Here is a 13,081-nt window from a genome sequence, read left to right on the forward strand (position 1 = left end):
CAAAGTCTACCGGCGGTCCTCCGTCTCCCGCGGGGCCTCTCGCCGACGGGAGCGGGGCAGCACCCGCAGCGCGTCGCCCACGTCGGCGACCTCGACGACCTTCATCCCGGCCGGGACCTTGCCCGGATCGCCCGGCACCAGCGCGTGGGTGAAGCCGAGACGGGCCGCCTCCGAGAGCCTGCGCTGAACGCCCGTGACCCGTCTTACCTCGCCCGCGAGACCCACCTCACCGATGGCGACCAGGTTCTTCGGCAACGGGGTGTCGCTGGCCGCCGAGGCGAGCGCCAGCGCGATGGCCAGGTCGGCCGCGGGCTCGGAGAGCTTCACCCCGCCCACGGTCGCGGAGTAGATGTCCCGCTTGCCGAGCGCGCTGATCCGGCCGCGCTGCTCCAGCACCGCGAGCATCATCGAGACCCGGGAGGTCTCCAGCCCCGAGGTGGTGCGGCGCGGGGAGGGGATCTGGGAGTCCACGGTGAGCGCCTGCACTTCGGCGACCAGCGGGCGGCGCCCCTCCAGCGTCACGGTCAGGCAGGTGCCGGGCACCGCCTCGGCGCGCCGGGTCAGGAACAGGCCGCTGGGGTCGGCGAGGCCGGTGATGCCCTCGTCGTGCAGCTCGAAGCAGCCGACCTCGTCCGTCGCCCCGTACCGGTTCTTCACGCCGCGCACCAGGCGCAGCCGGGCGTGCCGGTCGCCCTCGAAGCTCAGGACGACGTCGACCAGGTGCTCCAGCAGGCGGGGGCCCGCGATGGCGCCGTCCTTGGTGACGTGGCCCACCAGCAGGGTGGACATGCCGCGTTCCTTGGAGGCGCGGATCAGGGCGCCGGCCACCTCGCGGACCTGGGCCATGCCGCCGGGTGCGCCGTCGATCTCGGGGGAGGCGATCGTCTGCACGGAGTCCAGGATCAGCAGGGAGGGCTTGACCGCGTCCAAGTGGCCGAGCACGGCGGCCAGATCGGTCTCGGCGGCCAGATAGAGGTGGTCGTCCAGGGCGCCGATGCGGTCGGCGCGCAGCCGGACCTGGCTCGCGGACTCCTCGCCGGTCACATAGAGGGTCTTGTGCTCCTCGCTCGCCGACTTCGAGGCCACGTCGAGCAGCAGCGTGGACTTGCCGACGCCCGGCTCGCCCGCGAGCAGCACCACCGCGCCGGGCACGAGTCCGCCGCCGAGCACCCGGTCCAGCTCCGCGACTCCGGTGGAGCGGGCGGTCGCCTGGCGGCCGTCGACCTGGCCGATGGGCAGGGCGGAGCTGGTGACGCGGCCGGGGGCCGTCGTACGGACCGCGGGCGCGCCGTACTCCTCGACCGTGCCCCACGCCTGGCACTCGGGGCAGCGGCCGAGCCATTTCGCCGTCTGCCAGCCGCATTCGGTGCAGCGGTAGGACGGACGGTCCTTGGCGGTCTTGGTACGCGTGGCCATGCGGAAACCGTAGCCGCCGCCACTGACAACGCCCGCCGCGCGCCGGGAAGGCGCGCGCTCAGGGGCGCACGCCGGGGTTTCGGGGCGCACGCGGAGGGGTCGGTTCCGCACGGCGTGTGCCGGGTGCACGCTTCGGCCCCGGGGGCCGGTGTCCCCTTATGAGGGATCGTTTCACCCGTACGGATTAAAAGTGCTCAAGGTGCAAGAAGGCGTACTCACTCGACGCCTACGGTCGCACAGGTGACGAGCAGCACTCCGGACACCTCGACCCGCACCACCGGCGCACACCGGGCGCAACGGGCGCACCGGGAGTCGCGCGACCGATCCGCCGCGCGGAACATCGCCCAGCGGGCGTCGTCGCGCCACGAGGCGTATCTGGACGGCCTGTTCACCTACTGCCTCTCGGTGCTGTGCGACCACGACGCGGCCACCGCCGCCCTCGGTGAGGTCCTCGTCCTCGCCGAACGGCGCGGCCGGCGCGACCCGCAGACACCCGGCGACCGCCGGGCCTGGCTGTACGCCCTGGCCCGCTGGGCCTGTCTGCGCGGCCTCGCCAAGGCCCGGCAGCAGGGCCAGGCTGCTCACGCCGGCCGTCCCGCCCCCGGGGCCCGGGCGTCCGGGCCCGCGCCGGACCCGGAGACGCGCGAGCTGCGGCGGCGCGAACTCGCCCTGCTGGCCTGGCCGGAGGCGGCCGGGACCACGCCGGAGCAGCGTGAGGCGCTGGAGCTGGCCGTCCGGCACAAGCTGTCCGCCCCCGAGGTCGCCGCCGTGCTCGGCCTGGAGGCCGCCGCCGCGCGGGAACTGCTGGCCGCCGCGGCCTGCGAGGTCGAGCGCACCCGCGCCGCGCTCGCCGTCGTCGAGACCGGGGGCTGCCCGAGCGTGGCCCACCTCACCGGCGACAGCCGGCTGATGCTGAGCGCGGCCCTGCGCCGCGAGCTGGTCCGGCACGTCGACGACTGCCCGCGCTGTCGCCGCACCGCCGAGCGCGCGGTGCCCGGCCGCTGGCCCGGCGCCGCGGTCACCCCCGCCGAGCTGCCCGTCCTCCCGGCGCCCCGCGCCGCCCTGCACACCGCCCTCGCGCACCGGCCGCGCGCCCGGTCCGCGGCCGTGCCGCGCTTCAACCGGCGCGGTTTCCCGATGGACCCCAAGGACCGCGCGGCCCGCCGCGACCGGCTGCGCGCGCGTGCCGTGACCACGACCGTCGTCGCCACCGTGGTCGCCGCGCCCGTGTTCGCGCTGTGGGCCGCCTACCGGGGCGGCCCCGCCGTCGACGGGGACGGCGGCCCCTCCACGGCCCGCGAGCTGGAGGGCCCCGGCGCACTCGGCGGCGACCCGGCCGGCGGCTACGAGAACACGGGCAACGCCGACGCGGAACCCGGCACCCGGCACGCCCAGGACGGCGGGCCGGACGTCTCCGTGGCGGTCGTGAGCGTCGACGGCGCCGCAGGGAAGAGCGCCGGCCGGCTCGCGGTCACCGCCGCCCACCGCGGCGACACCACGCTGATCACCCTCAGGGCCTCCGGCGACGCCCCGGTGCGCTGGTCCGCGACCACTCCGGCGTCCTGGCTCTACCTCAGCCGGTCCTCCGGCACCCTGGAACCCGGCGACACGGTGACCGTGAAGGTGTACGTCGACCATCTGCGCGAGCCCTCGGGCCGCTGGCGGGCCCGCGTGGCCGTCGCCCCGGCCGGAGCCGTCGTCACCATCGACGGACACGGCCCGGCCCCCTCGAAGCCGTCGGGCCCGACGCCCGGCTCACCGAGCCCGGACCCGACGACACCGACCGCGCCGCCCTCGTCCACGCCGCCCAGCCCGTCACCGCCGCCGTCCAGCACCCCACCGAGCCCGGACCCCGAGCCGTCCGACCCGTCCCCGAGCGACCCGCCGGAGTCGTCCCCGCCGCCGGGCGACGAGGACACCCCCACCCCCACCGACAGCTAGGGCTCGGCTCCTGGCCGACGGTCAGCCGGTCAGCTGGGGTCCGCCGGGTGCGGGGCCACCAGCGGCAGCTGGGACGCCAGCCGCTGCTCGCACAGCTCGGCCAGGCGGTCGTAGCCCGCCTTGCCCATCAGCTCGGTCAGCTCGGCCCGGTAGGAGACGTAGACCGGGTCACCCGCGCCGTGCGCCGAGGTGGCCGAGGTGCACCACCAGTGCAGGTCGTGCCCGCCGGGGCCCCAGCCGCGGCGGTCGTACTCCCCGATGGACACCTGGAGCACGCGCGTGTCGTCCGGGCGGTCGATCCAGTCGTAGGTGCGCCGGACCGGGAGCTGCCAGCACACGTCCGGCTTGGTCTCCAGCGGCTCCCGGCCCTCCTTGAGCGCCAGGATGTGCAGCGAGCAGCCGGCGCCGCCCGCGAAGCCGGGCCGGTTCTGGAAGATGCACGAGCCCTCGAAGGGGCGCGTCTGCCGCGAGCCCTCCTCGTCCTCGGAGACCCAGCCGCCCGCCAGACCCTCGTCGTGGTGCTGCCAGATGTCCGGGGTGAGCCGGGCCACGTGCTCGGCGACCCGCTTCTCGTCGTCCTCGTCGGAGAAGTGCGCGCCCAGCGTGCAGCACCCGTCGGCCGCGCGGCCCGCCTGGATGCCCTGGCAGCCCTGGCCGAAGATGCAGGTCCAGCGCGAGGTCAGCCAGGTCAGGTCGCAGCGGAAGATCTGCTCGTCGTCGGCGGGATCGGGGAACTCCACCCACGCCCGCGCGAAATCGAGCCCCTTCTCGTCGTTCCTTGCGGCGTTCTTGGCGGCCTTGTCGGCTTTGCCCGGCTTGGCGGGCTTGTTGACCTTCGCCTTTTTCGTCTTTGGCACCCGTCCAGGGTAAGTCGCCGGCCGGCCGTCCCGGCACCGCGGAAGGGGGTCGGGGCAGTAGCGTTTCGTCCATGAGACTCGGTGTCCTGGACGTGGGCTCGAACACGGTGCATCTGCTGGTGGTGGACGCCCACCCCGGCGCCCGGCCGCTGCCCGCCCACTCCCACAAGGCCGACCTGCGGCTCGCCCAACTCCTCGACGACAGCGGCGCGATCGGCGACGAGGGCATCGAGAGCCTCGTCGCCGTCGTACGGGACGCGCTCCAGGCCGCCGAGGACAAGGGCGTCGAGGACCTGCTGCCGTTCGCCACCTCCGCCGTGCGCGAGGCCCGCAACGCCGACGACGTCCTCGCGCGCGTCGCCGAGGAGACCGGCGTCCGCCTCCAGGTGCTCAGCGGCGCCGAGGAGGCCCGGCTCACCTTCCTCGCCGTCCGCCGCTGGTTCGGCTGGTCCGCCGGGAAACTGCTCGTCCTGGACATCGGCGGCGGCTCGCTGGAGATCGCGTACGGCATCGACGAGGAGCCGGACGCGGCCGCCTCCCTGCCGCTGGGCGCCGGGCGCCTCACCGCCGGCTGGCTGCGCGCGGACCCGCCGGAGGCCGACGAGGTGCGCGCGCTGCGCCGCCACGCGCGCGCGGAGATCGCCCGTACCGTCGGGGAGTTCAGCCGCTTCGGCGACCCCGACCACGTCGTCGCCACCTCCAAGACCTTCAAGCAGCTCGCCCGGATAGCGGGCGCCGCGCGGGACGCCGAGGGTCTTTACGTGCAGCGCGAGCTCAAACGCGAATCGCTGGAGGCGTGGGTGCCCCGGCTCGCCGCGATGTCCAGCAGGCAGCGCGCCGAACTCCCCGGCGTCTCCGAGGGCCGGGCCGGACAGATCCTCGCCGGCGCCCTGGTGGCCGAGGGCGCGATGGACCTGTTCGGGGTGGAGAGCCTGGAGATCTGCCCCTGGGCGCTGCGCGAGGGGGTCATCCTGCGACGCCTGGACCACATGGGACCGGTGTGAGGCGCGGGCCAGGTGGGAGCAGTGCGAGGCGCGGACCGGGCGGGACCGATGAGAGGCGCGGGCCAGGTGGGAGCAGTGCGAGGCGCCGTCGATGGCGAAGCTCACACCGCCCGGAGTCGCCCCTCGCCCTGCGTGTCCGACCCCGTAAGGTGGCCGCGTGGCTGAACCAAGGGACGTAAAGGTCGCCCTGTCGACGGCCTCGGTCTACCCGGAGTCGACCGCGACGGCCTTCGAGATCGCCGCGCGCCTCGGCTACGACGGCGTCGAGGTCATGGTGTGGACCGACCCCGTCAGCCAGGACATCGAAGCGCTGCGCCGCCTCTCCGACCAGCACGGCGTGCCGATCCTCGCCGTGCACGCGCCCTGCCTGCTGATCACCCAGCGGGTCTGGTCCACCGACCCCTGGACCAAGCTGCGCCGGGCGCAGTCGGCCGCCGAGAAGCTGGGCGCCTCCACCGTCGTCGTCCACCCGCCCTTCCGCTGGCAGCGGCAGTACGCCCGCGAGTTCGTCGACGGCATCTGGCGCATGGCCGACGAGACCGACGTACGGTTCGCCGTCGAGAACATGTACCCCTGGCGCTACCGCGACCGCGAGATGCTCGCCTACGCCCCCGAGTGGGACGTCACCAAGGACGACTACCGGCACTTCACGATCGACCTCAGCCACACCGCGACCGCCCGCACCGACGCCCTCGGCATGATCGACCGCATGGGCGACCGGCTCGGCCACGTCCACCTCGCCGACGGCCGCGGCTCCGCCAAGGACGAGCACCTGGTGCCCGGCCGCGGCACCCAGCCCTGCGCCGAACTGCTGGACCGCCTCACCCGCACCGGCTTCGACGGCCACGTCGTCATCGAGGTCAACACCCGGCGCGCCATGTCCAGCGCCGAACGCGAGGCCGACCTCGCCGAGGCCCTCGCCTTCACCCGCCGCCACCTCGCGGCCGGCGCGCGGGTACCCCGGCCGTGACCGAGCCCACGCCGCGGCGCCGGGGCCGGCCCCCGCGCGCCGAGTCCGGCGACACCCGCGACCGCATCCTCGACGCCGCCCGCGCGGAGTTCTCCGAACGCGGCTACGAGAAGACGTCCGTACGCGGCATCGCCAAGGCCGCGGGCGTCGACTCCGCGCTCGTCCACCACTACTTCGGCACCAAGGAGCAGGTCTTCGAGGCAGCCGTCTCGGTCGCCTTCGCACCCGCCCTCGCGGCACCGGAGGCCATCGCCGAGGGGCCGCTGGACGGGGTGGGGGAGCGGCTGACCCGCTTCGTGCTCGGCGTCTGGGAGAACCCGGCCACCCGCACCCCGCTGCTGGCCATCGTCCGCTCCGCCGTCAACAACGACACCGCCGCCGCCGTCTTCCGCCGTCTGATCGCCGCCCAGCTGCTGCGCCGCATCGCCGAGCGGCTGGACGTGCCCGACGCCGAGCTGCGCGCCGAACTGGCCGCCGCTCAGCTCGTCGGCACGGCCATGCTGCGGTACGTGATCAAGGTGGAGCCGCTGGCCTCGGCCGACCTGGAACGGATCGTGGCCCGGCTGGCACCGGTGGTGCAGGGGCATCTCACGGGGGAGTGACGCGGGTCCGGCGCAAGACGTCCGTCCCGCATTCCGGACACATCGTCCCGCCCCGTGGATGACCGGCGTACGCTCGGCACAGTCAGGAGTATGGCTGACCCCGTCTTCTCAGAAGGAGCGAGCGACGATGCCCGAGCTGAGGTCCCGCACAGTCACCCACGGCCGCAACATGGCGGGCGCCCGCGCCCTTATGCGCGCCTCGGGTGTACCTGGCGCGGACATCGGCCGCAAGCCCGTCATCGCGGTCGCCAACTCCTTCACCGAGTTCGTCCCCGGCCACACCCACCTCCAGCCGGTCGGCCGCATCGTCAGCGAGGCGATCCGGGAGGCGGGCGGCATCCCGCGCGAGTTCAACACCATCGCCGTGGACGACGGCATCGCCATGGGCCACGGCGGCATGCTCTACTCCCTGCCCTCCCGCGACCTGATCGCGGACTCGGTGGAGTACATGGTCGAGGCCCACTGCGCCGACGCCCTGGTCTGCATCTCCAACTGCGACAAGATCACGCCGGGCATGCTGATGGCCGCGCTGCGCCTGAACATCCCGACCGTGTTCGTCTCCGGCGGGCCCATGGAGTCCGGCCGCGCCACCCTGGTCGACGGCACCGTGCGCACCCTCGACCTGGTCGACGCGATCTCCGACGCGGTGAACGACAAGATCTCCGACGAGGACATCCTCCGCATCGAGGAGAACGCCTGCCCCACCTGCGGCAGCTGTTCCGGCATGTTCACCGCCAACTCGATGAACTGCCTCACCGAGGCCATCGGCCTCTCCCTGCCCGGCAACGGCTCGGTCCTCGCCACCCACACCGCCCGCCGCGCCCTGTACGAGAACGCGGCCCGCACGGTCATGGACATCACCCGCCGCCACTACGAGCAGGACGACGAGACCGTCCTGCCCCGCGCCGTCGCCTCCTTCGAGGCCTTCGAGAACGCGATGGCGCTGGACATCGCCATGGGCGGCTCCACCAACACGATCCTGCACCTGCTGGCCGCCGCCCAGGAGGCGGGCGTCCCCTTCGGCCTGCCCGAGATCGACGCCGTCTCCCGCCGGGTGCCGTGCCTGGCCAAGGTCGCCCCCAACGTGGCGAAGAACCGCACGTACTACATGGAGGACGTGCACCGCGCCGGCGGCATCCCGGCCCTCCTCGGCGAACTGCACCGTGCCGGACTCCTCAACGAGGACGTGCACACCGTGCACAGCCCGTCCCTGTCCGACTGGCTCAAGACCTGGGACGTGCGCGGCGGCTCCCCGTCCGCCGAGGCCGTCGAGCTGTGGCACGCGGCCCCCGGCTGCGTCCGCTCCGCCGAGGCCTTCTCCCAGTCCGAGCGCTGGGACTCCCTGGACGTCGACGCCGAGGGCGGCTGCATCCGCTCCGCCGAGCACGCCTACTCCGCGGACGGCGGCCTCGCCGTCCTCAAGGGCAACCTCGCCGTCGACGGCTGCGTGGTGAAGACCGCGGGCGTCGACGAGTCGGTGTGGACCTTCGAGGGCCCGGCCGTGGTCTGCGAGTCCCAGGAGGAGGCCGTCCAGCGCATCCTCACCCAGGAGGTCAAGGACGGCGACGTGGTCGTCATCCGCTACGAGGGCCCCAAGGGCGGCCCCGGCATGCAGGAGATGCTCTACCCGACCTCGTACCTCAAGGGCCGCGGCCTCGGGAAGACCTGCGCCCTGATCACCGACGGCCGTTTCTCCGGCGGCACCTCCGGCCTCTCCATCGGCCACGCCTCCCCGGAGGCGGCCTCCGGCGGCACGATCGCCCTGGTCCAGGACGGCGACCGCATCCGCATCGACATCCCGGGGCGCAGCATCGAGCTCCTGGTGGACGAGGCCGAACTCGCCCGGCGCGAGCGCGAACTGAACGGCGTCTACGCCCCGGCGAACCGCACCCGCAAGGTCTCCACCGCCCTGCGCGCCTACGCGGCGATGGCCACCAGCGCCGACAAGGGCGCCGTCCGCGACGTGTCCCTCCTCGGCTGACCCGGGCGGACCGTCCGGCGGCCGGTGCGCGAAGCGCTCACCAGGCCGCCGGATCGGACGCGTCCACCGCGAACACCGAGCCGTCCGGCGCCCCCGCGTACACCCGGCCCCGCGCCGGCACGGGCGGGGGCAGACCCACGGTCATCCGCTCCGCCCGCGCGCCGAGCCGGGGGCGGGTCTGGCCGGCGAGGGTGCCCTCGCGGGCGTCCACCGCGATCAGCCGCCCGTCGGCCGCCGAGAAGTACACCCGGCGCCCGTCCGTCGCGGGGGCCGAACCGTGGTTCACCGCGGTCTCCAGGTGCCACAACGCCCTGCCCGCGCCCATGTCCACCGCGTCCAGCCCGCCGTCGGCCGCGAGCAGGTACACCACGCCGTCCCGCACGGTGGCGTGCGCGTCCGAACGCGAGGTCCCGAGCGGGACCCGGCGCGTGGAGCCCGACTTCACCTCGTACCGCACCAGCGCCCCGGTGCCCCCGTAGACCGGATCTTCCGCCAGGAAGTACACGAACCCGCCCTCGGCGCCCACCGGTTCGAGCACCCCGGTGATCCGGTCGCTCCACCGCGCGGCCCCCGAAGCGGGATCGAACGCCGTGACCCGCGTACTTCGCGAGTCCGGCAACGTCACCGTCGCGTAGCCGTCCGACCCGGTGCCGAAGGAGTCGATGCGCGGTCGTATCCCGTCCGGCAGCGGCAGCCGCCACCTCTCCTTCCCCGACCCGCTGTCCGCCCCCACGACCACCCCGTCCGCGCGGGTCGTCACGAGCGTGTCCCCCAGGTACCGCGTCTGGGTGTCCCCGGACACCCTCCGCTCCGCTCGCGTACGCCCCGTACCCGGCTCCAGGGCCGTCAGCCGCCCCCTCTGATCCCGCAGCAGCAGCGACCCGCCCGCTGGCACGGGCGGAGCGGTCCACCGTGCCCCCTCGAACGTCCGCCGCCACACCACGGAACCGTCGGCGGGGTCCAGAGCGAAGACCGCCCCGTCGGCCGTGCACAGCACCTTGCCCGTGCCGAGCACGCACCACGGCGCACCCGGCACCCCGGCCACCCGCTCCGACCGCCACCCGCCGGACCCCGCGGCCGTCACCGCCGGAGCCGCCGACTGCCGCGCCCCCGGCCCCGCTCCGGAACCGGCCCACTGCGCCGAGGCCACCACTCCGCCCGCAGCCAGCACCGCCGCCGTCACCGCCGGCACCGCCCACCGCGAGCGCCACGGCCGCCGCCCGGGCGCGACCGGCTCGGACGGCCCCCGCGACTCCTCCCGCACCTCCGGTCCTGCGAGGTCGGCAGGGTCAGCCGGTCTGGCGGCTTCGGCGGCTTTGGCGGGGTCGGCGGACCCGGCCCCGCTCGCGTCTTCCTCCGCCCGCGCCTCCCGCTGGGCCGGTATGAAGGCCTGTGTGTCGTAGGAGGCCGCCACCGTGCGCAGCGCCAGCATCAGCTCGTCCGGCGTCGGCCGGTCCTCCGGCTCCTTGGCCAGACACCGCCGCACCAGGGGCGCCAGACTCTCCGGCACCCCGGTCAGCTCGGGCTCGTCGTGCACCACCTGGTAGGCCACGACGTACGGACTGTCCGAGTCGAACGGCCCCCGTCCGGTCGCCGCGTGCACGATCACCGACCCCAGCGCGAACACGTCCGCCGCCGGCCCCACCTCCCGGGGCCGCCGGAACTGCTCCGGCGCCATGAACGGCGGGGTGCCGATCAACTTGCCCGTCTCGGTGCGCAGTTCGCTGTCGCTCGGCCGGGAGATCCCGAAGTCGATCACCTTCGGCCCGTCATCGGCGAGCAGGACGTTCCCCGGCTTGAGATCCCGGTGCACCACACCGACCCGGTGGATGTCCCGGAGCGCCTCGGCCAGCCCCGCCATCAGCCGCCGTACCTGCGCGGGCGCCATCGGCCCGTTCCGCTTCACCTCCTGCGACAGGGTCGGACCGGGGATGAACAGCGTGGCCATCCACGGCCGGGCCGCCTCCGGGTCCGCGTCCACCACCGGCGCGGTGAACGCACCGCTCACCCGTCGGGCGGCCGCCACCTCCTGCCGGAACCGCCCCCTGAACTCGGGGTCACGCGCGAACTCGGCGTGCACCACCTTCACCGCGACCCGCATCCCGGAGGCTCCGCGGGCCAGATGCACCACACCCATCCCGCCGGAGCCGAGCCTCGACTCCAGCCGGTAGTGACCGGCGTACTCCGGAAGTTCCGCTTCCGCGCCCGCTCCGGTGCTGTGCCGTGGCGCCATGGACCACCCCCGTGCTCTTCGGCCGCGCGCGCGACCCACGGAGCCTATTCGATTGCCCGTACGACACCGAGGCGGCTTGCTAACCTCCGCCTGCGAGTCGCGCGCAGCCGCGGCCGCCCGCCCGCCCGGCACCCGTACGTGATGCCCGGCGAGCGGTGTCATCCACCCCGTGGCGGCCACGGGGTGTCACGGGGGAGGTATCTCATGTCCGAAGACCAGACGCTCACGACCACGGCCGAGCCGGCGGCCGCCGCCGCCGCACTCCGCTTCCCGACGGCGCCGGGCGTCGCCCTGAACGTCCGCAGCGGCCCCGGCACCGGCTACGGCATCATCCGTGTGCTGCCCGCCGGCTCCAGCGTCACCATCTTCTGCCAGTCGCCCGGCACCACCGTGACCGGCCCGTACGGCACCTCGAAGATCTGGGACAACATCGGAGCCGGCGAGTTCGTGGCCGACGCCTATGTCCACACCGGCAGCGACGGTTACGTCACCGGCCGCTGCGCCTGACGCCCCGCCCCGGAGCCCGTCGGACGGCGCAGCCATAATCGACGCGTGAGCGACGAGAGCGGCACCAAGGCCATCCCGGCGGGCTCCTCGGGCGGCGGACCCCGCCCCGAACCCCTCCGCTTCTTCGGCACGTCCTGGGTGGACCACTCCGACGGCTACACGGCCCGCCGCGCCGCCGTCGCCCTCGGCGCGCTCGTCGCGGCCGCCGCCTCCTGCCTGGTTCTGCGCCTCGCCTACCAGGGGCTCCAGATCGCCGGTACCGGTTCCTTCGTGACCGTCCTCGTCATCGTGATGTTCGCGGTGTGCAGCGCGCTCGCCTTCCGCAACACCTGGGACAACTTCGGCCGCCGCCCCGACCCCGAGCGCCAGGCCCGCCTGCGCGGCCTGCTCGCCGTCGGCTTCGTCGGCACGCTCCTCGCCTGGTCCGCCCGCTCCTGCACGGAGGCGCCCGGCGAGGGACTGCACCGCGCCGAGTACGACACCGCGCGCGCCGAGTACGAACGCACCCACTCCCGCCGCACGGGCAACCCGGCCAAGGCCCGCAAGAAGCGCCGGGGCTGACCGCAGCCGCGGCACCCGGGGAAAGCCCGCGGCGACGGCCGCGACAACCCGTTCGGAAACCCCTTTTCCACGCTCCCCACGCCGAGCACCATGATCGGCATGGACACACCCGAGGCCACCACAGCGCGCGCCCACTCCTTCAACGCGGCCGCCGCCCAGTACGCCGAGAACCGCCCCTCCTATCCCCCCGCGCTCCTCGACGCCGTCGAGGAACTCAGCGGCCGCCCGCTCACCGGCGCACGGGCCGTGGACGTCGGCGCCGGCACCGGGATCGCCACCGCGCTGCTGCACGAGCGGGGTGCCGAGGTGCTGGCCGTGGAGCCGGGCGCGGGCATGGCCGCCGAGTTCCGCCGCAGGCACCCGCACCTCCCGCTGGTCCGGGGCACGGGCGACGCCCTCCCCGTGGCCGACGCCCACGCCGACCTCATCACCTACGCACAGGCGTGGCACTGGACGGACCCGGCCCGCTCGGTGCCGGAGGCGCTGCGCGTGCTGCGGCCGGGCGGCGCGCTCGCCCTGTGGTGGAACACCGACGACACGGAGGTCGACTGGATCGCCGCGGCCGCCGCGCGCTCCGCCCGCTTCTTCGGCGTGCCCAGGCACACCGAGCAGCGCGCGGCCGCCGACCGCGCCGCCGCCGACCCCAGCGGCCGGCTCCGCTTTGCCCGTCGCTCGGTCCGCTGGAGCCGGCACGTGCCGCTCGAGACACACCTGGCCAACATCGGCAGTCATTCCGCTTTCCTCCTCACCCCCGAGGCCGACCGGACCGCCTTCTTCGACGCCGAGCGCGACCACCTGATCAAGGTCTTCCCCGACGGCCTGGTCGAGGAGATGTACGAGGTGTTCCTGCTCGTCGCCACCACTCCGGAACCCCTGAGCCGCCCCTGACGCACCCCTGAGCGGACCCGGAGCCGAAACGGCGCGACCCTGACACGGCCCCTTGACGGCGCCCTGGCTCGGGGCCCAAAAAAAAAAACGGATAATTAAATTTCGCCAGCCCCAAAAACCC

The 13,081-nt window shown here is 74.3% G+C and carries 11 protein-coding genes; 8 read left to right on the top strand and 3 right to left on the bottom strand.

Translation table 11 applies throughout. The features are described from left to right. Window positions 1-6 precede the first annotated feature (6 nt). Window positions 7-1,416, bottom strand: coding sequence for a DNA repair protein RadA (radA, locus tag ABZ898_RS21720; protein WP_361661223.1), 1,410 nt, complete (start codon window positions 1,414-1,416; stop codon window positions 7-9). 240 nt (window positions 1,417-1,656) lie between these two features. Between radA and ABZ898_RS21725 the strand changes: the two genes are divergently transcribed. Further along, entirely contained in the window at window positions 1,657-3,357 is a 1,701-nt protein-coding gene (locus ABZ898_RS21725; RefSeq protein WP_361661226.1) for a hypothetical protein, read from the top strand. 29 nt (window positions 3,358-3,386) lie between these two features. On the opposite strand, the gene ABZ898_RS21730 is transcribed toward ABZ898_RS21725, so the two are convergent. After that, window positions 3,387-4,214, bottom strand: a complete 828-nt coding sequence (locus tag ABZ898_RS21730) for a hypothetical protein (protein WP_361661229.1) — start codon at window positions 4,212-4,214, stop codon at window positions 3,387-3,389. A gap of 71 nt (window positions 4,215-4,285) precedes the next feature. On the opposite strand from ABZ898_RS21730, the gene ABZ898_RS21735 reads away from it, so the two are divergent. From ABZ898_RS21735 to ilvD, 4 genes are all read left to right on the top strand, one after another. After that, window positions 4,286-5,218 (top strand): Ppx/GppA phosphatase family protein, encoded by a 933-nt coding sequence (locus ABZ898_RS21735; protein ID WP_361661233.1) that lies wholly within the window; start codon window positions 4,286-4,288, stop codon window positions 5,216-5,218. A gap of 157 nt (window positions 5,219-5,375) precedes the next feature. Continuing rightward, window positions 5,376-6,188, top strand: coding sequence for a sugar phosphate isomerase/epimerase (locus ABZ898_RS21740; protein WP_361661236.1), 813 nt, complete (start codon window positions 5,376-5,378; stop codon window positions 6,186-6,188). Next, complete coding sequence (locus ABZ898_RS21745) at window positions 6,185-6,790, top strand: TetR family transcriptional regulator (RefSeq protein WP_361661239.1); 606 nt, start codon at window positions 6,185-6,187, stop codon at window positions 6,788-6,790. Before ABZ898_RS21740 ends, ABZ898_RS21745 begins: the two co-directional genes overlap by 4 nt. 127 nt (window positions 6,791-6,917) lie before the next feature. Beyond that, window positions 6,918-8,771, top strand: coding sequence for a dihydroxy-acid dehydratase (ilvD, locus tag ABZ898_RS21750; RefSeq protein WP_361661242.1), 1,854 nt, complete (start codon window positions 6,918-6,920; stop codon window positions 8,769-8,771). A 37-nt stretch (window positions 8,772-8,808) separates the two neighbouring features. Here the strand turns inward: ilvD and ABZ898_RS21755 are convergent, their stop codons facing one another. Next, on the bottom strand, window positions 8,809-11,004 hold the full coding sequence (locus ABZ898_RS21755) for a PQQ-binding-like beta-propeller repeat protein (RefSeq protein ID WP_361661245.1): 2,196 nt from the start codon (window positions 11,002-11,004) through the stop codon (window positions 8,809-8,811). A 204-nt stretch (window positions 11,005-11,208) separates the two neighbouring features. Here ABZ898_RS21755 and ABZ898_RS21760 point away from each other — a divergent pair, with 204 nt between their 5' ends. The 3 genes from ABZ898_RS21760 (at window position 11,209) to ABZ898_RS21770 (ending at window position 12,960) form a co-directional block, all read left to right on the top strand. Then, a complete protein-coding gene (locus tag ABZ898_RS21760; RefSeq protein WP_361661248.1) occupies window positions 11,209-11,511 on the top strand; it encodes an SH3 domain-containing protein in 303 nt (100 codons plus the stop codon). Between the two features lie 45 nt (window positions 11,512-11,556). Beyond that, a complete protein-coding gene (locus tag ABZ898_RS21765) occupies window positions 11,557-12,072 on the top strand; it encodes an EamA/RhaT family transporter (RefSeq protein WP_361661251.1) in 516 nt (171 codons plus the stop codon). A gap of 90 nt (window positions 12,073-12,162) precedes the next feature. After that, window positions 12,163-12,960, top strand: a complete 798-nt coding sequence (locus ABZ898_RS21770; RefSeq protein ID WP_361661254.1) for a class I SAM-dependent methyltransferase — start codon at window positions 12,163-12,165, stop codon at window positions 12,958-12,960. Window positions 12,961-13,081 lie beyond the last annotated feature (121 nt).

This window comes from Streptomyces sp. NPDC046860, from assembly GCF_040645115.1.
GTDB lineage: Bacteria > Actinomycetota > Actinomycetes > Streptomycetales > Streptomycetaceae > Streptomyces.